17 protein-coding genes are annotated in these 18,689 nt (G+C 68.7%); 8 read left to right on the plus strand and 9 right to left on the minus strand.

Annotation, left to right across the window (positions count from 1 at the left end; all coding sequences use genetic code 11):
• Positions 1-26: 26 nt before the first annotated feature.
• The 5 genes from KOL93_RS00565 to KOL93_RS00585 all read right to left on the minus strand — a co-directional run bounded on the left by KOL93_RS00565 (position 27) and on the right by KOL93_RS00585 (position 5,411).
• A complete protein-coding gene (locus tag KOL93_RS00565) occupies positions 27-614 on the minus strand; it encodes a PadR family transcriptional regulator (RefSeq protein ID WP_221583363.1) in 588 nt (195 codons plus the stop codon).
• A gap of 94 nt (positions 615-708) precedes the next feature.
• Positions 709-2,118 carry a vanillate/3-O-methylgallate O-demethylase gene (ligM, locus tag KOL93_RS00570; RefSeq protein ID WP_221583364.1) on the minus strand — a complete coding sequence of 470 codons (1,410 nt, stop codon included), beginning with the start codon at positions 2,116-2,118 and terminating at the stop codon, positions 709-711.
• A gap of 28 nt (positions 2,119-2,146) precedes the next feature.
• On the minus strand, positions 2,147-3,028 hold the full coding sequence (gene purU / locus KOL93_RS00575) for a formyltetrahydrofolate deformylase (RefSeq protein WP_221583365.1): 882 nt from the start codon (positions 3,026-3,028) through the stop codon (positions 2,147-2,149).
• Positions 3,028-3,903 (minus strand): methylenetetrahydrofolate reductase, encoded by an 876-nt coding sequence (locus tag KOL93_RS00580; protein ID WP_221583366.1) that lies wholly within the window; start codon positions 3,901-3,903, stop codon positions 3,028-3,030. Before KOL93_RS00580 ends, purU begins: the two co-directional genes overlap by 1 nt.
• Before the next feature lie 134 nt (positions 3,904-4,037).
• Positions 4,038-5,411, minus strand: a complete 1,374-nt coding sequence (locus KOL93_RS00585) for an aminomethyl transferase family protein (RefSeq protein ID WP_221583367.1) — start codon at positions 5,409-5,411, stop codon at positions 4,038-4,040.
• Between the two features lie 115 nt (positions 5,412-5,526).
• Between KOL93_RS00585 and KOL93_RS00590 the strand changes: the two genes are divergently transcribed.
• From KOL93_RS00590 to mdlC, 3 genes are all read left to right on the plus strand, one after another.
• A complete protein-coding gene (locus tag KOL93_RS00590; RefSeq protein WP_221583368.1) occupies positions 5,527-6,444 on the plus strand; it encodes a LysR family transcriptional regulator in 918 nt (305 codons plus the stop codon).
• 103 nt (positions 6,445-6,547) lie between these two features.
• Positions 6,548-7,018 carry a DUF3237 domain-containing protein gene (locus KOL93_RS00595; protein ID WP_221583369.1) on the plus strand — a complete coding sequence of 157 codons (471 nt, stop codon included), beginning with the start codon at positions 6,548-6,550 and terminating at the stop codon, positions 7,016-7,018.
• A gap of 30 nt (positions 7,019-7,048) precedes the next feature.
• Positions 7,049-8,641, plus strand: a complete 1,593-nt coding sequence (gene mdlC / locus KOL93_RS00600; protein ID WP_221583370.1) for a benzoylformate decarboxylase — start codon at positions 7,049-7,051, stop codon at positions 8,639-8,641.
• Positions 8,642-8,653: 12 nt separating this feature from the next.
• Here the strand turns inward: mdlC and KOL93_RS00605 are convergent, their stop codons facing one another.
• The 4 genes from KOL93_RS00605 to KOL93_RS00620 form a co-directional block, all read right to left on the minus strand.
• The gene (locus KOL93_RS00605; protein ID WP_221583371.1) at positions 8,654-10,060 is read right to left on the minus strand and encodes a TRAP transporter large permease; all 1,407 of its coding nucleotides are present in this window, start codon (positions 10,058-10,060) and stop codon (positions 8,654-8,656) included.
• Complete coding sequence (locus KOL93_RS00610) at positions 10,060-10,725, minus strand: TRAP transporter small permease (RefSeq protein WP_221583372.1); 666 nt, start codon at positions 10,723-10,725, stop codon at positions 10,060-10,062. The genes KOL93_RS00605 and KOL93_RS00610 overlap by 1 nt, the downstream gene beginning before the upstream one ends.
• 66 nt (positions 10,726-10,791) lie before the next feature.
• Positions 10,792-11,907 (minus strand): TRAP transporter substrate-binding protein DctP, encoded by a 1,116-nt coding sequence (dctP, locus tag KOL93_RS00615; protein ID WP_221583373.1) that lies wholly within the window; start codon positions 11,905-11,907, stop codon positions 10,792-10,794.
• A 246-nt stretch (positions 11,908-12,153) separates the two neighbouring features.
• Entirely contained in the window at positions 12,154-13,878 is a 1,725-nt protein-coding gene (locus KOL93_RS00620) for a tannase/feruloyl esterase family alpha/beta hydrolase (protein ID WP_221583374.1), read from the minus strand.
• 158 nt (positions 13,879-14,036) lie between these two features.
• On the opposite strand from KOL93_RS00620, the gene KOL93_RS00625 reads away from it, so the two are divergent.
• Genes KOL93_RS00625 through KOL93_RS00645 form a run of 5 tightly spaced genes read left to right on the plus strand, consistent with a single transcriptional unit; the run spans position 14,037 to position 18,684 of the window.
• A complete protein-coding gene (locus KOL93_RS00625; protein WP_221583375.1) occupies positions 14,037-15,029 on the plus strand; it encodes an ABC transporter substrate-binding protein in 993 nt (330 codons plus the stop codon).
• A 6-nt stretch (positions 15,030-15,035) separates the two neighbouring features.
• The gene (locus KOL93_RS00630) at positions 15,036-15,872 is read left to right on the plus strand and encodes an ABC transporter permease (protein WP_221583376.1); all 837 of its coding nucleotides are present in this window, start codon (positions 15,036-15,038) and stop codon (positions 15,870-15,872) included.
• Positions 15,872-16,648: an ABC transporter permease gene (locus KOL93_RS00635; protein ID WP_221583377.1), complete on the plus strand. Its 777-nt coding sequence runs from the start codon at positions 15,872-15,874 to the stop codon at positions 16,646-16,648. The genes KOL93_RS00630 and KOL93_RS00635 overlap by 1 nt, the downstream gene beginning before the upstream one ends.
• A complete protein-coding gene (locus tag KOL93_RS00640; protein ID WP_221583378.1) occupies positions 16,638-17,486 on the plus strand; it encodes an ABC transporter ATP-binding protein in 849 nt (282 codons plus the stop codon). The genes KOL93_RS00635 and KOL93_RS00640 overlap by 11 nt, the downstream gene beginning before the upstream one ends.
• Positions 17,479-18,684 carry a Bcr/CflA family efflux MFS transporter gene (locus KOL93_RS00645; protein ID WP_221583379.1) on the plus strand — a complete coding sequence of 402 codons (1,206 nt, stop codon included), beginning with the start codon at positions 17,479-17,481 and terminating at the stop codon, positions 18,682-18,684. Before KOL93_RS00640 ends, KOL93_RS00645 begins: the two co-directional genes overlap by 8 nt.
• Positions 18,685-18,689 lie beyond the last annotated feature (5 nt).

Genomic DNA, 18,689 nt, shown 5'->3' on the forward strand with positions numbered 1-18,689 from the left:
CGTCGTCACGCGCGGCATCGCCTGACTCAGCTCCCGTACCCGAGCCCGTCGATCAGGTCGAGCCCGCGCTTCGCCCACCCGATCTCGGTGCGGGCGCGCTCGACGAGGTTCTCGTAGCCGAAGCGCTTGAAGGCGACGACGCGGGCGTGGTCCTCGGGCGGCGTGACGGCGAGGCGCTCTCGCAGCATCGGCGTGCCGTGGGCGTCGACGCGCTCGAGTTCGGCCTCCCACTGGTCGAGCTCGCCCTGCCAGTGCGCGATGTGATCTTCGAGGAAGGAGCGCGCCGCTTCGGGGGTCGCGGCTTCAAGGTAGGCGGCCTTGAGCGACGCGGGTTCGCGCACCCGGGCGTAGGAGAGGGGGCCGTTCATCCAGGCGAGATAGTCCTCTTCGCCGGCAGCGGTCACGTGGTAGACCCGGCGGGTGCCGCGGGTGCCGCGCACCTGCTCCTCGCCCTCGATGAGCTCGGCCTTCTCCATCTTCCGCAGCTCGGGGTAGATCTGGCTGTCGGGTGCGTGCCACAGATGGCCGACCGATGTGTCGAACTGCTTCTGCAGGTCGTATCCGGACATCGGGCCGACCCGCAGCAGCGCGAGCAGGGCGTAGCGAAGACTCATCTCTCGATCCTCTCGCGTCCGCGCGGGATCCTGCGCGGACGACAGGGGGCTCGGGCGACCCGCAGGTCGAGCCCGAGCCCCCGTCAGGTGGTGATTACTTGTTGTAGCCGGTGCGCCATCCGCCCTGATACGTCTCGCGCGCCACGGAGGCGTACGGGACGGGGCTGACGACCGCGCGGACCTCGGTCTGCTCATGCGGCTCGACCGAGGCCTTCTTGGTGCCGCCGTTCGGCTCGCCCCAGATGACCTTGACCTCGGCGCCCTCGGGCACGTCGGGCGCGACGGTTGCGAGCGACAGACCGCGCTTCTCGTTCGAGCTGTAGCCCGTGAACATCGAGTGGCCCACGACCGTGCCGTTCGCGTCGACGACCGAGTCGTAGTTCGCGGATCCGTAGTTGGCGAGCGGCAGGTCGAAGAACTTGTAGCTCGGGCCGTCGACGTCGAAGAGCGACCCGAAGATCTTCGTGAGGTCTTCCGCGTTCCACTCGAGCGTCACCTTGCGGCGCTGCGTGGCGGGGTCGACCTTCTCGAGCGCGTCGCGCCCGATGAAGTCGTGGTCGAACTTCACGAACGGGCCGTAGCCGAGCTCCCACGGCGTCTTGTAGTAGTCCTCGATGCTGTCGCCGACGAAGGATCCGGCGAGCGTGCCGGTGGCCTCGTAGCTGTCGGCGCCGAGCCACTGGCGGTACGCGGCCTCCTCGGCGCCCGTGTAGATCGCGGGGAGCGGCGAGGGGATCCAGCCCGACTCGAGGGTGTTCGACGGGTACGCACGCGATCCGACGGGAACGAGGCCGAACTCGGCGCCCGCCTCGACGATCGTGTCGCGGATCAGGTCGTGGTCCTCGTACGGGCCCCAGATCTCGAGGCCGGGGGCGCCCGCCATGCCGTGACGCAGCGTGCGCACCTGCTTGCCGGCGATGGTCATCGTCGACATGTTGAAGAACTTCAGCTGCTCGAGCGGGCCGCCGTTGACCTTCTCGATGACCTCCCAGGCCTTCGGGCCCTGGATCTGGAAGCGGTAGTACTTGCGCGTGACGGGGTGGCCGTACGGGCGCGACGGCGAGCGGCGGTCGACCTCGATGTCGAGGTTCGAGTACCCGCCGGTCTCGCCGTGGAACATGAGCCAGTTGGACGCGGGCGCGCGGCCGACGTACACGTACTCGTCCTCGGCCTCGCGGAAGAGGATGCCGTCGCCGATGACGTGACCGGAAGCGGTCGTCGGCACGTACTGCTTCGCCTTGTTGACGGCGAAGTTCGCGACCGAGTTGATGGCCGTGTCGCTGATCAGCTTGATGGCATCGGATCCCTTGAGGAACACGTTGTCCATGTGGTGCGACTGGTCGTAGAGCACGGCGGTGTCGCGCCAGGCCTTCTGCTCCTTGATCCAGTTCTGGAAGTCGGCGGGGACGACCGGGTAGATGTACGAGCCGATCTGCGAGTTGCGGAGCAGCTCGATCGGGTTTCCGGCCTGGTCGATGGCCTGCTGAAGATTCTGAGGTGCCACGATGAACCTTTCTGATTGCTGGGGTGGGTCAGGATGTGAAGACGATGGTGTGGTTGCCGTGCCGGATCACGCGATCCTGGGCGTGCCAGAGCACGGCGCGGGAGAGGGCGGCGCGTTCGACGTCGGCGCCGCGGCGCTGCAGGTCGGCGGCCGTCTCGGCATGTGTGACGCGCACGACGTCCTGCTCGATGATCGGTCCCTCGTCGAGCTCTTCCGTGACGTAGTGCGCGGTCGCGCCGATGAGCTTGACGCCGCGCTCCTTCGCCTTGCGGTAGGGCCCGGCGCCGATGAAGGCCGGCAGGAACGAGTGGTGGATGTTGATCACCGGGACGCCGACCTTCTCGAGGAAGTCGTTCGAGATCACCTGCATGTAGCGGGCGAGCACGATGAAGTCGACGTTGCCCTTGAGCAGCTTGAGGATCTCCGCCTCGGATGCCGACTTGTCCGGTCCGTCCTGCGACGGCACGTGGAAGAACGGGATCCCGAACTGGCGGACGTCGTCGGCGACGTTCGTGTGGTTGGAGATCGTCATGGGGATCGTCACGGGCAGCTCGCCGCGGCGGTGACGCCACAGGAGGTCGAGCATGCAGTGGTCGCTCTTCGACGCGAGGATCGCCATGCGCATCGGCTCCGACATGTCGCGCAGCTTCCACGACATCCCCATCGGCTCAAGCGTCTTCTCCAGGTCGGACTCGATGTCGGGCATCGCCGCGATGAGGTCGGGGCGGTGCAGCACGATCCGCTGGAAGAACTGCCCGTTCTCGGGATCCGTCGAGTGCTGGTCGAGCGAGATGATGTTGCCGCCGTTGCGGGTCACCACCGACGCCACCTCGCTGACGATGCCCTTCTGATCGGGACCGTGGACGATGAGGCTCGCGTGATCGACGAGGTGGGGGACGACGCCGTTCATCAGGCGCTCGCCTGGAACTTCCGCGCCCACTCCGCCGTCGCCGAGAGGCCGCCGAACGTGTAGAAGTGGACGCCGACGTCGCCGGCCGCGTCGTCGGCCGCGACGAGGGCGCCGAGATCGTTGATGAAGCGGTCGGGGCCGGCCGTTCCCATGAGGTTCGTCAGCGAGAAGCCGTACTTCTTGACGATCATGGCGTTCGCGCCGATGCCGAAGCGGCGGGCGAATCCGAGCAGGCGCTTGATGCCGGCGGGGCCGGGCGTGCCGACGCGGATGGGGGCGTCGATGCCGCGCTCGCGGACCTTGCGGATCCACGAGATCACCGGCTCGGTGTCGAAGCCGAACTGCGTGAGGATCACCGCGTCGAGGCCCTGCTCCTTGAGAGCGGCCGTCTTGGCCGCGAGGTGCTCCCACAGCACGTCGTCGGCGATGTCGGGGTGTCCCTCGGGGTATCCCGCGATCGACACCTCCTTGACACCGAACTCGGGGAGGCGACCCGACTGGATCACGTCGAGCGAGCTCGCGTACGGGCCCATCGGGGTCTCGGGGTCGCCGCCGACGCTGAAGACGTGGTCGGATGCGCCCACGTCACGCAGGGCGGCGAGGAACTCCTCGAGCTGCGCGACGGATCCGAGGCGGCGCGCCGAGATGTGCGGGACGGGGATGAAGCCCGCCTCCTTGACGGCCTTCGCGGCCGCGACGCGCATCTCGAGATCCTCGTTGCCGAGGAACGTCACGTTGATGCGGGTTCCCTGCGGGATGAGGCTCTGCGCCTCGTGCAGTCCGGGCACGTCCTTGCCCGTCATCTCGAGCGAGAAGTCGTCGATGAGGTTCTGGCCAGCGTTCACGGATGAGGGTCCTTCCGTTTCGGTGCGCATCGTTGCGCTTCCGGATCGAATATAACTATGGGCATAGGGAAATGTCTAGGGGTAATCGAGAATCTGTCTCCACACCCCGAGACGCGCGCACGCCCCCGGCCTGGGATGGGCCGGGGGCGTGCGGAGCGGAGGGATCAGTCGGCGCGATACGAGGTGCGCGCCTCCTCTGTCAGAGGGGCGGGCTGCACGGTCGCACGGATCGTCACCTGCACGTGGTCCTCCACCTGCAGCTTCGACGAGGGCGTGTCCTCGCCCCAGACGACCGTCACCTCCGTGCCCGGCTCCGCGAACTCCGGCTCGACGACGGCCAGCGACAGGATCGCCCGCTCGTTCGCGGAGTAGCCGGTCCACGTCGACTGCCCGACGATGCGCCCGCCCGCCTCGACGCGGTCCGCGTGGAAGGTGTCGTAGAGCGACATGGGCAGGTTGAAGTACTTGGCGCCGGGGCCCGGCCTGTACATGGACCCGACGGCGTCGGCGACGTCGTCGCCGTTCCACACGAGCGTCACCTTCCGGCGCGTGTCGGTCTCACCCTCGTCGACCATCTTCTCGAGCGCCTCACGCCCGATGAACTCGTGGTCGAACTTCACGATGCGGCCGTAGTCGAGCTCGAACGGCGTGACGTAGTAGTCCTCGATGTCGTCGGAGTGGAAGCTCCCGCCGAGCGGTGAGATCGTCTCGTAGGCGTTGTGCTTCAGCCAGCGGCGGTACGGGGCGAGCTTCTCGTCGGTGTAGATCGCGGGCAGCGGGCGCGGCAGCCAGCCGGATTCGAGCGCGTTCGTGTGGTACGCGCGGCCGCCGACCTGGATCATGCCGTGCTTCTCGCCGGCCGCGAGCAGCGCCGCGTGCACAGCGGGTTGGTCCTCCCACGGCCCCCACATCTCGAACCCGGGCTCTCCCGCCATGCCGTGGCGGAGTGCGCGCACTTCCTTGCCGCCGATGGTGAAGCGCGTCATGTGGAAGAACTTCAGCTTCGGGGGCTCCTCGCCCGTCGCCTCGCGGATGACGTCCATCGCGCCCGGGCCCTGCACCTGGTAGCGGTACACGACAGGATCCCCCGTGCGCACGAGCGAGTTGTCGTCGCGCCAGATGCGCACGTCGTATCCGCCCGTGACCGCGTGGTAATGCATCCAGTTGATCGACGGCGGGATGCCGACGGCCTGGTACTCGTCGTCGTCGAGGTGGAAGAGGATGTTGTCGCCGATGACGTGACCGCTGTGGCTGACCGCGACGAACTGCTTCGCCATGTCGACGGGGAACTTCTCGACGCTGTTGACGCCGAGGTCGCTGATGAGCTTGAGGGCATCGGGGCCCTTGATGTTGAGGTCGGCCATGTGATGCGACTGGTCGTAGAGGACCGAGGTGCGTCGCCACGCGAGCTGCTCGTCGCGCCAGTTCGAGAACTCCTGCACGACGCGCGGCACGACCGCCGGCGGTGTCTGCGACTCCCAGAGCAGAGGGACGGGGCCACCGGCCTCCGCGATCGCCTCTTCGAGATTGCTCGCCATGATTCCTCCTTGAATCGGTGTCGTGCGCCGTCGGGCCCACGTGTCTTCAGTCTTGACGCGACCGCCCTCACCTGTAAAACATGAGTTCACGACGTGTCACCCCAGGAGAACTTGCATGAGCGACATCCCCTTCACCTTTCGCCAGCTCGAGTACTTCAGCGCCATCGCGGCGGAGGGATCCCTGTCGGCGGCCGCCCGTCGCTGTCACGTGAGCGCGTCCGCCCTCGCGCTCGCCGTCGACGAGCTCGAGCGGCATATGTCGCTGCAGCTCGTCGTCCGCCGCAAGGGGCACGGCGTCACGCTGACCCCGGCCGGGTCCCGCGTGCTGTCGCTCGCGCGCGGGCTGCTGACGGACGCCGAGACGCTGGCGGCCGACGCCTGGCAGGCGTCGACGACTCTCACGGGGCGATTCCGGCTCGGCTGCTTCTCGACGCTCGCACCGTTCTTCCTCCCCGCCGTCGTCCAGGAGTTCCAGGCGAGCCACCCGCAGCTCGAGATCGACTGCGTCGAGGCGAGCGCGCCGGAGCTGCACGAGATGCTCCTGCAGGGTCGCCTCGACGCGGCGCTTCTGTACAGCGTCGACGTCTCGGCCCAGCTCGACTTCGACGTCGTGCGGGAGCACCGCCCGCACGTCGTGGTCGGGGAGGATCATCCGTTCGCCGGGCGCGGGGAGGTGCACCTGGGGGAGCTCCTGACGGAACCGCTCGTGGTGCTCGACGTGCAGCCCACCCGCCAGAACACCCGAAACATCTTCGCGGCGCTCGACCTCGCCCCCACGATCGGGCACGTGACCACGAGCTTCGAGCTCGCGCGATGCCTCGTCGGTCGCGGCGCGGGGTACGCCATCCTCTTCCAGCATCCGGCGACCGACCTGACGTACGACGGTCACGTCGTGCGCACGATCCCCATCGCCGACGATGTGCCGCCCACGATCACGGGCCTCGCCCGTCCCGCGGGCTCCCCGCGCACTGCGCGATACCGCGCGCTGCACGAGTTCCTGCGGGGGTGGCGGGAGCCGGCACCGGTCGGGTGATCCTCCGCGTGCACGAGGGAACAACTTCTGTGCGCTGGCGTTGAGCCCACCTTGTACCCGGACGAGCCCCGTATTGCGATCCGCCCGCTGTTAGCATCGCGGCGTGGATACCACGCCGAACTCCATCGCTCTGACCTTCCTCGCGCGCATCGACGTCGATGTCGCAGACCCGAGCGATCTCGGTGTCGTCGCCGGGGAGCATCGCAGGATCGTGTCGATCATCGGCGGAACAGTCGACGGACCAGGTCTCTCGGGGCGAGTGCTGCCCGGCGGAGCTGACTTCCAACGGCTCAGGATAGACGGAACGCAAGAACTCGATGCGCGATACGGCTTGGAACTGGAGGACGGCACACGGCTGTACGTAGAGAACCAGGCGCTCAGGGCGGGTGACCCGGAAGTGATGGCTCGCCTTGCCCGAGGCGAGCGCGTGGATCCATCTCTCGTGTACTTCCGATCCACCCCTCGCGTCCATGCTCCCGCGGGTCCGTGGGAGTGGCTCAACAGGCGGATTCTCCTCGCAACTGGCGAGCGGACGCCGGATCGGGTTCAGCTCGATGTCTATCTCGTCGAATAGGCGCCCGCCTGATCAAGGAACGGCTACGTCATGACTGCTCAGCGAACTGTCCTGGAAGCATCCGCAAACCTGTTGCGGGCTCACGGCTTGACCACGATCTTCGGGAATCCCGGGTCCAACGAGCTTCCGTTCCTGGCGGGGCTCGGGAACGACTTCGATTTCGTCCTCGGGCTGCACGAGCAGGTCGTCATGGGCATGGCAGATGGCTATGCCCGAGGCACAGGGCGCCCGGTCCTGGTCAACCTGCACGCAGCCTCCGGCACGGGCAACGCGATGGGCGCGCTGACGAACGCGCACTACGGCCACTCGCCCCTCGTGATCCTCGCGGGCCAGCAGGTTCGCCGCACGGTGGGCCAGGAGACGATGCTGGCGAACGTGGATGCCGGCGCGCTCACCGCCCCTCTGACGAAGTACGCTCACGAGCCCCTGGCCGCTGCGGACGTGCCGCGCACGCTTTCGCAGGCGGTGCTCGAAGCCGGCACGGCGCCACGCGGGCCCGTGTACGTGTCGGTCCCCTTGGACGACTGGGCCGAATCGGCGCTCCCGGACGACGCCCTGCTCACCGAGCGCTCCGTGACCACGGCCGGCGACCTGCCCGCCGCGCTGCGAGAGGAGCTCACCGCCGCGCTCGACGGCGCCGAGCGCCCGGCTCTCGTGCTGGGCCCGCAGGTGGACGTCGCCGCCGTGGCCGACTCCCGAGTGCTCGACGACGTCGTGCGTCTCGCCGAGCACGCCGACGCGATGGTCTATGTGGCTCCTTCGCCGAGTCGGTGTCCGTTCCCGACGCCCCACGCCAATTTCGGCGGCGTGCTGGTGCCCGGCATCAGCTCGGTGCGCGAGAAGCTGTCCGGGCACGATGCGGTGTTCGTCGTCGGCGCCCCCGTGTTCCGATATCACCGCTGGGAGCCAGGTGACTATCTCGCGCCGGGCACCGCCGTCTGGCACCTCACCGAGGATCCGTCGGAGGCGACGAGGGCGCCCTTCGGCCGCGCCATCGTCGCGACCGTGAGCGCAGCCGTATCGGCCCTGGCCGACTCCGTGACGGATCGCGGGCGCCGGCGCCCCGAGCGGTCCCTTCCCGTTGCCTCCACCTCGCCCGACGGCATGACCGGAACCGAGATCATCGAGGTGCTCAACGAGCACGTCCACGACGGCGTGACATACGTCAATGAGACGACGACGCTCGATCTGGACTACCTGGAGCGCATCAGGATCACCCGCCCCGGCGGCTACCACTTCCCCGCGTCGGGTGGCCTGGGTTTCGGTCTGCCAGCCGCCGTCGGGTTGTCGCTCGCACAGCCCGAGGCGACTGTCGTCGCCACCGTCGGAGACGGATCCGCGAACTACGGGATCACGGCGCTGTACACGGCCGCGCAGCGCCAGACCCGGACGGTGTTCGTGATCGTCAACAACTCCGGCTACGGCGCACTGGCCGGATTCGCGAAGCGGATGGGCGTGCCCGACGTCCCCGGTCTGACCCTGGGCGGGATCGACTTCGTGTCTGTGGCGCGCGGCTACGGCGTCCCCGGTGAGCATGTGAGCACGCGCGAGGAGTTCGACCGCGTGTACCGTGACGCGCTGGCGGCGTCCGGCCCCGTCCTGATCGACGCCCGCGTCGTCTGACGCCCGACTCGCTCAGCTGGCAGCCAGAGACGGCAGCCAGAGCACGATGTCGGGCAGCAGGAACAGCACGACGATCAGCACGGCCTCGATCGCCACGAACGGCCAGACCCCGCGGAAGACGTCGCTCGCACGGACTTTCGCCGTTCCGGCCACCACAAAGCAGTTGATCCCGACCGGCGGGGTGACCATGCCGATCTCGATGAGCTTCACGACGAGTATTCCGAGCCAGATCCCGTCGAACCCGAAGTCGTTCGCGATCGGGTAGATGAGCGGCACGGCGATCACCATGATCGAGATCGACTCGAGCATCATCCCCAGCGGGATCAGCAGCGCCAGCAGCAGCGCCAGCACCGCCCAGTCCGGGATGTCGAGCGCGGTCAGCGAGTCGGTGAGCATGTTCGGCACGCGCGCCACGACGAAGAACAGCGACAGCACCGCGGAACCGACGATGATGGCGAACACCATCGACGTGGTCTGGGCCGTTTCCTTGAGGGCGTCCACGAACTGCGTCATCATCTGTCGGCTGCCGGCCCTGCGGAACTCCCACAGCAGCATCACAGCCGCAGCGAGCGCGCCGATGGCGGCGGACTCGGTCGGGGTGAACAGGCCCGTATAGATCCCGCCCATGATGATGGCGAACAGGATGGCGAGGCGGACCAGACCGCGGTAGGGCAGTCGTCCGGGGCGCGCGTCGCCCGCCCCCGGGGAGCCGGGGCCTCTCGTCGAGGTGGCCGTCGCGGCTCCGGTCCCCTCCGGGGCCGCGACCGCGTCCAGGGTCTCGGCGAGTCCGCGCTCCTCGGCGGGAGCCGTCGCCAGTCGCCGGGTGCGGACCAGGATGTAGATCGAATAGGCGACTGTCGACAGGAGCCCGGGGATGATGCCGGCGGCCAGCATGGCCGCGATGGACTCGCCCGTCAGGATCGCGTACAGCACCAGGAACACGCTCGGCGGGATCATGGCGCCGAGCGTTCCCGCCATCGCCACCAGCGCTCCGGCAAGGCTCGTGGGATACCCGGCCTTGCGCATCTCGCCGACGGCGAGCTTGGACATCGTCGCAGCGGTGCCGATGCTGGATCCCGACACGGCGGCGAAACCGGCGCAGGCCACGACAGTGGAGATCCCCAGCCCCCCGGGGACGCGATGGAACACGCTGCGGGCGATCGTGAACACCTGCTCGGCGATGTTCGCCTTCACGGCGAAGATCCCCATCAGGATGAACATCGGGATGATCGTCAGACTGAACGTCGACGTCTGCTCGAAGGGAACCGACGCGATGCTCGCGGTGACGAAGTCGACATCGCGCAGCAGCAGCATGCCGACGATGCCCGAGGCTCCCAGAGCCAACCAGACGGGCATGCGGCTGGCCAGCAGGACGATGAGCATCATGATGACCACGATGACGGCGAGCTCGGTGCTCATCAGCGGCTTTCCTCCGTGTGAGGTCCATCGGCAGGTCGTTCGGGACCGCCGACCTCGTCGTCGGCGGGGTCGGCAGCGGAGGAGCCGCCCTTCCTGTGGCTGCGGGCCTCGCGAGCCGCGACGAGGTCGGGGTCGACGCTGTCCTCGCCCAGCAGCGGCTTACCGCGGAGAACGAGCACCACGTTGATGATGGCCACCAGCAGGAAGGAGGCGAAGCCGATCACCACGAGCCAACGGGCGGGCCAGAGCGGCCAGTCGATGAGCCCCTGACGCAGCTCGCCTGCTTCTGTGCTCTGCAGCGCCCGCTCGGACGTGGCGATCACGAACCACACCGTGACCACGATCCCGATGAGCCAGCCGACTCCGATCAGGATGCGGGCCGCCCGCCGCGGCAGCGCGTTCGTGAGCAGGTCGACGGCCACGTGGGAGTTCGTCGCCCCGGCATAGGCGAGCCCGAGGAACACGGTCGCCACCAGCGCGCTCTCGCTCATCTCGAGCAGCCCGGGGACCGAGCGTCCGCCGACATTGCGGACGACCACGTCGATCGTGATCACGACCATGATCGCGATCGTCGACAGCGAGGCCAGTGCCCCGAGTGGCACGGTGATGATCGTGGCGATCCGGCGCAGTGCGTCCGGGCGCTCCTTCTCGCGGGTGCTGTTCATGCGGGAATCCTCCCTGCGCAGGTGCGGGTGCCGTCTATCGGCACCCGCACCTCGCGGACCGTCGAGCTATGCCTTGTCGGAGCAGACCAGCGACGGGTCCTTCGGGGTCTCGCCCTCGAAGGACTCCATCTTCTCCTTGTAGAGCTCGAGGTAGCTCTCGGCGTCCTGGAGGCCTGCGGACTCTGCGTCGGCGATCCACTTCTCCTCGCCCTGAGTGCCGATCGCCTCACGCCAGCGCTCGGTTTCGCTCTCGTCCCATTCGTTGATCTGCTCGATCGTCTCCAGCACAGGGTCGCACTGCTCGAGGGTGACCTCCTCGAACACGTCGGCGACGCCGCCCTGGTTGTACTCCTCGTTGACTTCGTCGACGATCTGCTTCAGGTCGTCGGGCAGACCCTCATACGTGTCGAGGTTCATCCACAGGCCGGTGCTGGTGTACTGGCCCAGCCCCGGGTCCGTCCAGTACGACAGGATGTCCTTGAGCTGGAAGGCGACGAGGCCGTCCATCGGGAATCCGGCCGCATCGGCGACGCCGCGCTCGACGCCTTCGTACGTCTCCGGCGCGGTGAGGGCGACGTTGCTGCCCCCGGCCTCTTCGACGGCCATCTGGGTGTACGGCCCCGCCATGCGCCAGCGCTGCCCGGCGATGTCGTCGATCGACTCGACCGGCTCGTTGCTTCCCAACAGCAGACGGCCCGCGGGGTTGTGCCCGACGAGCTTCAGCCCGTTCTGCTCCCACAAGGCGGCGGCGCCGTCGTGCTCAGTGCTCAGCTCCCAGATCGCCTGGGTGAAGGCCTGATTGTTCTGGGTGAGGAACGGGATGCTCACGACGGTGGTCTGCGGGAACATCTGCGCCGCGTAGTCGGCGATCGTCTGCCCCACGTCGGCGCGGCCGTCGACCACGCACTGCGGGATCTCGTCGGCGGCGCACAGCGCCCCGGCGTAGGAGATGTCGAAGGTGATCCGTCCTTCGGAGCGCTCCTCGATCTCCGACGTCCAGTACTCCATGACCGCCTCGTCCACGCTGTCGGGGTTCGCCCAGGAGGCGACGGACAGCGTTACGGTCTCTCCGCCGTCTCCGCCGTCTCCTCCGCAGGCGGCGAGGATGAGGCCGGCGGCGGCGAGACCCGCGGCGGCGGTGAATGTCCTGGTGCGGCGACCCGCGGGGGAAAGAACTGGCATGGCTGTGCTCCTTGATGCGTCATTGCGTCGGGTGCGCCGGGAGTCGCGCTGCGTCCTTGCAGGGATCCGGTAATCGATGATGACATCAACGATTTCGAACTACAAGGGATTCGCGCACCGACCAACGATGCGCGATGCCCGCGCCCCACTGTCGACGCAAACTATTGAGCAATCCGATCCCACACGTCTTCGTCGAGCCCGCCGTGAACAGCAGCGGACTCGACGAAGACGTGCGGACTCGGCGCGTCAGCCGCGGATCCCCGGCCCGCCCGAGCTCGGCTTGCAGGCGAAGCTCGACGCGGTCTCCGGGTCGCCGCCCGTGTAGCGGGCGACCTCGGGGTACGGGCACAGTGTGCGCGTGCGGTCGGCCGACCACTCGGCCGGGACCTCGGCGTTGACGCCGGCGAGGTTGCCCTCGCCGCGGGCCGTCGCGACCATGCTGTCGGGAGCCTCGCCCTGTTCGACCCACGTCACGAGGGCGCCGAGGGCGTCGAACTGGTCGGTCGCCATCCCTCCCTGCACGTGCGCCATGCCCGGCACCTCGAAGTAGCGAACGAAATTGCGCTCGCTCTTGTAGCGATCGGCGACCTCGTCGTACCAGCGGGCCGTGTCATCGGGGCTGAAGACTCCGTCGGACGCGCCGTGGATCACGAGCATCTTCGCGCCCGTGTCGCGCAGCGTGTCGAGGTCGGTGCCGTCGCCCAGCGGGGTCGCGACATCCATCGGGCTCTCGCCGGTGATGCCCTGCTCCCAGATCCCGGCGGCCTTCTCGTCGATGTCGACGTTCAGTGCGTAGCCGGACAGGTCGGCGAGGATCGAGGGATCCTCGGGCTCGGGCGAGAACAGGAATCCGACCGCCATCGGGTCGAGCATCGTGCTGGCGGTGAACTTCCACCAGGCCCACCCCGAGTTCGAGATGCCCGCGTCCCAGGGGAACGACGTGTAGATCGGATCCCCGGTGCTCGTCACCGCACCCGCCATGACGCGGTCGAGCACCTCCTTCTGCGCGGAGGAGAGGCAGGTGCCGTCCCGGTCGCCGTCGCAGGTCGGAATGTCCCGCCCGACGTCGAAGAACTTCGTGCAGCGCTCGCCGTCCGAGACGATGCCGTCAGCGAGGCGGTCGATCGCGTCGCAGCGGTCGAGGATCGCCTGCGAGACGACGCCGCGCTCCTCGGGCGTGAAGGCGGTGTTCAGGTCGCCCGGCGTCGTCGCGACCGTGTTCCACTGCTGCGCGCCCCAGATCTGGGCGACAGCCGCCTGCGGCAGGTTGAAGCCGGGCGCGACGGGCAGGAACCCGTCGTACTGGTCGGCGTAGCGTGTCGACGCCACCATGGTGTGGCGGCCGCCGTTGGATCCGCCGGCGATGTACGACGTGTCGGGTCCGCGACCGTACGCCTCGGCGATGAGCTCCTTCGCCATGGGCGTGAGTGTGCCGACGGCCTGGTAGCCGTAGTCGAGGCGCGCCTGCGGGTCGAATCCGAACAGCGGGTTCTGGTCGCCCGAGTGACCCGCGTCGGAGCTGATGACAGCGAAGCCCTGCTGCAGTCCGTTCTCGAGCTGCCCGCCCATGGGGGCGCCCACGGCGGGGGTCACGCTGCCGTCCATGCCGCCGTTCGCCTGATAGAGGAACCGGCCGGACCAGTCGGTCGGCAGACGCATCTCGAAGCCGATCGCGTAGGTCTCGCCGTCGACCTCGCTCACGCGCTCGTTCATGCGGCCCGTGACGAGGCAGTGCTCGCCGACGGGAGATCCCGCATTCTCGAGGGCGCCGGCCGGGACGAGCTCGACGACGTCGATCTGCGTGCGGTCGTACGCGAAGTCGACGAGAGCGGCGCACTCCGCGAGCGTGCCGGGCTGGGCGGGTGCGACCTGCGGCGGGTCGGTCGGCGGCGCCGCGTAGGCCGTCGTCGCCGCGAGCGAGAGGCCCGCCACGGCCGCGAGGCCGGCGAGTAGGTGGGGGATCTTTCTCATGGGTGTCCTCCTCATCGAGGTGGCCCGACGGCATCGTCGCCGGCGGACTCCTGAAACATGGTGGCGCCTACCATTGACTTTCTCAATAGTCGGAAGGTTTACTGGTTTCACCCGGCGCCTGCAAGGGCGCGCACTCAGTCACAAAGGAGTAGCTGAGCATGTTCACTCGCACCCGTTTCGCGGCCATCGGAGCCATCGCCGCGGCAGGCCTCCTCCTCGCATCCTGCAGCGAGGGATCCCCGAGCGGAGGCGGATCCGAAGGAGGATCCGCCGACGACGAGGGACTCACCCCCATCACCGTGGGCGTCCTGAAGATCGCTCCGGCCGCCGCCGTGCAGTACGGCATCGACGAGGGCATCTTCGAAGAGCACGGCCTCGACGTCACACTCGCCGAAGCGCAGGGCGGCGCGGCCATGCTGCCGTCCGTGTCGACCGGCGAGTACGACTTCGGCGTCGGCAACGGCCTCTCGGTCCTCACGGCCGCGACGCAGGGCATCGATATGCGCATGGTGTCGGGCTACTCGTACTCGCTCCCCGAGGGCGAGGACATCAACGCGGTGGTCGTGCGCGCCGGAGACGGCATCGAGTCGTGGAGCGACCTCGAGGGCAAGACGGTCGCGACCAACACGATCAAGACACAGGGCGACCTCACGATCAACGAGGCGATCGAACGCGACGGCGGGGATCCCTCGACCGTCGAGTACATCGAGGTGCCGTTCCCCGACGCGCTTCCGCAGCTCGAGGGCGGCAACGCCGACGCGGTGTGGATCCCCGAGCCGTTCTACTCGGCGGCCAAGGCCGACCCCGACACCTACTCGATCCTCGGCTTCCCCAATCAGGACACAGTGCCCGGCCTGCCGACCATGGTCACGTTCGCCTCGGGCGCGACCGTCGACGAGGATCCCGAGCTCGTCGAGCAGTGGCGCGCCGCGATCACCGAGACGCTCGACGCGGCGATGGCCGACGAGGAGGGCAACCGCGAGACGATCGTCGAGTTCACGGGCATGCCCGCCGAGACGGTCGACGTGATCGGGCTCGAGCGCCTCTCGGGCGAGCTCGACGAGGACATCATCGTGGAGCTCAGCGACATGGCCGTGAAGTGGGGCTTCCTCGAGTCGGAGCCCGACCTCGACACCGTGATTGCGCCGTAACGCACCATGGCGGCACCCGAGACGATCACACGCGTGGTCGCCGTCGCGCAGCGCCGCGGCAGCAGGCGCCGGTTCCGGCCGCGTCGCCTGCTGCTCGGCCTCGCGGGCATCCTGACCGCGCTCGCCGTGTGGGAGGTGGTCTCCCGCACGGGCATGCTGAACCCCGAGTTCTTCCCGCCCGCCTCGACGGTCATCGTCCAGCTCGGCGTGAATGCGACGCTGACCGGATTCTGGCAGGCCGTGGGCGTGACCCTCGGCACCTGGGCGCTCGGCATGCTCGTCGCGTTCGTGCTCGCCACCCCGCTCGGCATCGTCATCGGGCTGTCGATGCAGCTGACGAAGATCACGCGCTCGACGGTCGAGTTCCTCCGCCCGATCCCGTCGGTCGGCCTCATCCCGCTCGCGGTCCTCGTGTTCGCCGTCCCCCTGCAGCAGAGCCTGCTCATCGTCGTCTACGGCGCGTTCTGGCAGATCTTCGTGCAGGTGCTCTACGGCGTGGCCGATGTCGACACCGTCGCGATGTCGACGGCCCGCAGCTACCGCTTCACCTGGCTGCAGCGGGTGCGCGACGTCGTCTTCCCGACCATGCTCCCGTACCTCGTGACGGGCGTGCGCCTCGCGGCGGCCGTCGCGCTGATCCTCACGGTGACGATCGAACTCGTGGTCGGCACCTCGCAGGGGCTCGGGTTCGAGATCGCGCAGTCGCGCAACGCGGCGCTGTACGAATCGACATACGCGCTCGTGCTCGTGACGGGCCTCATCGGCGTCGCAATCAACGTCGGCGTGAGGTTCGTCGAGAAGCGGGCGCTGTCGTGGCACCAGTCCGTGAGGGAGGGAGCCTGATGCGCAAGACGCTCATCGCACTGGCCTACGCGCTCGGCCTGCCGATCGCCCTCCTGCTGATCTGGTACGTGGCGACGCTCGGGGCGACGAATCCGTTCGTGCCGAAGCCGCTCGTCCTCGTGCAGACGTTCGCCGACACGTGGCTGGGCGACCGGATCGCGAATGACATCCTGCCCAGCCTCGCGCGCTTCGCGATCGGCACGGGCATCGCGATCGTCCTCGGCATCGTCCTCGGACTCGCGATCGGCCTCAGCCGCAACCTGCGCGCCTACACCGAACCGGTCTTCGAGTTCTTCCGCGCCCTCCCGCCGCCCGTGCTCATTCCGATCCTCGCGCTGATCCTCGGCGCGAGCGACGGCATGCGCATCTCGGTCATCGTGCTCGGCGCCGTGTGGCCCGTCCTGCTCAACACGATCGAGGGCGTGCGCTCCGCCGACGAGGTGCAGACCGAGACGAGCCGCTCGTACGGGATCACCGGGTGGGGGCGGATCCGCTTCCAGGTGCTGCCGTCGGCCGCGCCGCAGATCATGGCGGGCATCCGCCAGAGCCTCCCGATCGGGATCATCCTCATGGTGATCGGCGAGATGATGTACGCCACCGCCGGTCTCGGCTACTCCATCACCCAGTTCCAGCGGCAGTTCGCCGTCTCGCAGATGTGGTCGGGCATCCTGCTGCTGGGGCTCCTCGGATTCGCCGTCTCGCTCCTGTTCAAGGTCGTCGAGCGTCGTGTCCTCCGCTGGTATCACGGACTGAAGGACCTCGAGAATGCCTCCTGAGAACACCATCGCCATGGCCGGCCGCACGCTGCCCGCCGACCAGACCCTGCTGAGCGTGCGCGGCCTGCAGAAGGTCTACGAGACGGACGACGGCCCGATCGAGGCCGTCCGGAACCTCACCTTCGACCTCGGTAAGAACGAGCTCACGTGTCTCGTCGGGCCGAGCGGATCCGGCAAGACGACGCTGCTGAAGTGCATCGCGGGCCTCCTCGAGCCGACGAGCGGCGAGGTGGTGCTCGACGGCAAGAAGGTGACGGGGCCGCCGAAGAAGATGGCCGTCGTGTTCCAGGAGTACGGCCGGTCGCTGTTCCCGTGGCTGCGCGTCGCCGAGAACGTCGACCTGCCGTTGCGCAACGCGCACGTCCCGAAGGCCGAGCGGCGCGAGCGCGTCGCGGAGGCCCTCGAGTCCGTCGGCCTCTCGCACGCCGCGAAGCAGTACCCCTGGCAGCTGTCGGGCGGCATGCAGCAGCGCGTCGCGATCGCCCGGGCCATCGCGTACCAGCCCGAGGTGCTGCTGATGGACGAGCCGTTCGCGGCCGTCGATGCGCAGACGCGCGCGGACCTCGAGGACCTCGTGCGGTCGATCCGCAAGAGGCTCGGTGTGACCGTGCTGTTCGTGACCCACGACATCGACGAGTCCGTCTATCTCGGCTCACGGGTCGTGATCCTGTCGTCGTCGCCGACCGTCATCCAGGAGGACATCGAGATCGACCTCCCGGACGAGCGCGACCAGCTCGAGACCCGTGCGATGCCGCGGTTCACCGAGCTGCGCCACCACGTGTACGAGCAGATCCAGAAGGCGAAGCAGGGGTTCCGGCCCGACGACGCCCGTGTCTGAGCAGGCGCGGCCGACGCTCACGCCGGGGGTCCTCGGCGCGCTCGGCTTCGTCGCGATGGCGGGATCCCTCGCCACCGACCTCTATCTGCCGTCGTTCCCGCATCTGCAGGAGGACCTGGGCGTCTCGGCGTCGGTCGTCCAGCTCACGCTGACGGCGTTCCTGGTCGGCGCCGCGATCGGGCAGTTCGCGGTCGGCACCGTGAGCGACGCCCTCGGTCGTCGGCGCACGCTCCTCGTGGCGCTCGCGCTCTACGCGCTGGCAGGGTTCGGATCCGCCGCGATGTTCTCGATCGAGGGCGTCATCGCCCTGCGATTCCTGCAGGGCGTGTTCGGATCCGTCGGGGCGTCGCTTGCGCGGGCGATCGTCGCCGACATCGCCGAGAACCGGCAGCAGGCCACGCGCGGGATCAGCATCGTCGTCGCGATGATGGGGGTCGGCCCCGTCTTCGGCAGCCCGCTGGGCGCGCTGCTCGTCGAGTGGGGCGGCTGGCGGCTCACGCTCGCGGGCCTCGCCGCGGTCGCGACGGCGATGGTCGTCGTGACGGCGCTCGTGATCCCCGAGTCGCTTCCGCCGGACGCACGGCATCCCACCCGGATCCGCCCGCTGCTCGCGAACCTCGCCCGTCTCGGGCGGGACGGATCCTTCCTCGGCTACGCCCTCTCGTACGGCCTCACCTACGGGGCGTTCATCGTCTACATCGGGTCGTCGTCGTTCATCGTGCAGAACGTGTTCGACCAGTCGCCCGTGATGTATTCCCTCGCCTTCTCGGCGGGATCCCTCTGCTTCGTCGGCGGGGCGCTGCTCAACGCCCGGCTCGCGCGGCGTATCGGCGCCGACGTCGCGCTGCGCGCCGCGCACCTCCTCGCGTTCGCCGCGGCCGGCGCTCTCGTCGTGCTCGCGGTAGGCGGGTCCCTCACTTTCGCGGCGTGGATCCCGCTCTCGTGCCTCTTCATCGCGGGGATCGCGGGCGGCATGTCCAACTCGACCGCGCTCGCGCTGGGGCGGGCGGGCTTCGCCGTCGGAGCCGGGTCGGCGTCGCTCGGTCTGGCGCAGTACGTCCTCGCGGCCGCGGCCTCTCCCCTCGGCGGTCTGTGGGGAGACGACACGGCGCTGCCGGCGACGATCGGCATGCTCGGCGGCGCGGCGCTGGCGCTGATCGCGGCGGCGTCCGGTCGCGCGGCCGAGCGCCGCCGCTGAGGAGG

Source organism: Microbacterium salitolerans (assembly GCF_019720895.1).
Classification (GTDB): Bacteria; Actinomycetota; Actinomycetes; order Actinomycetales; family Microbacteriaceae; genus Microbacterium.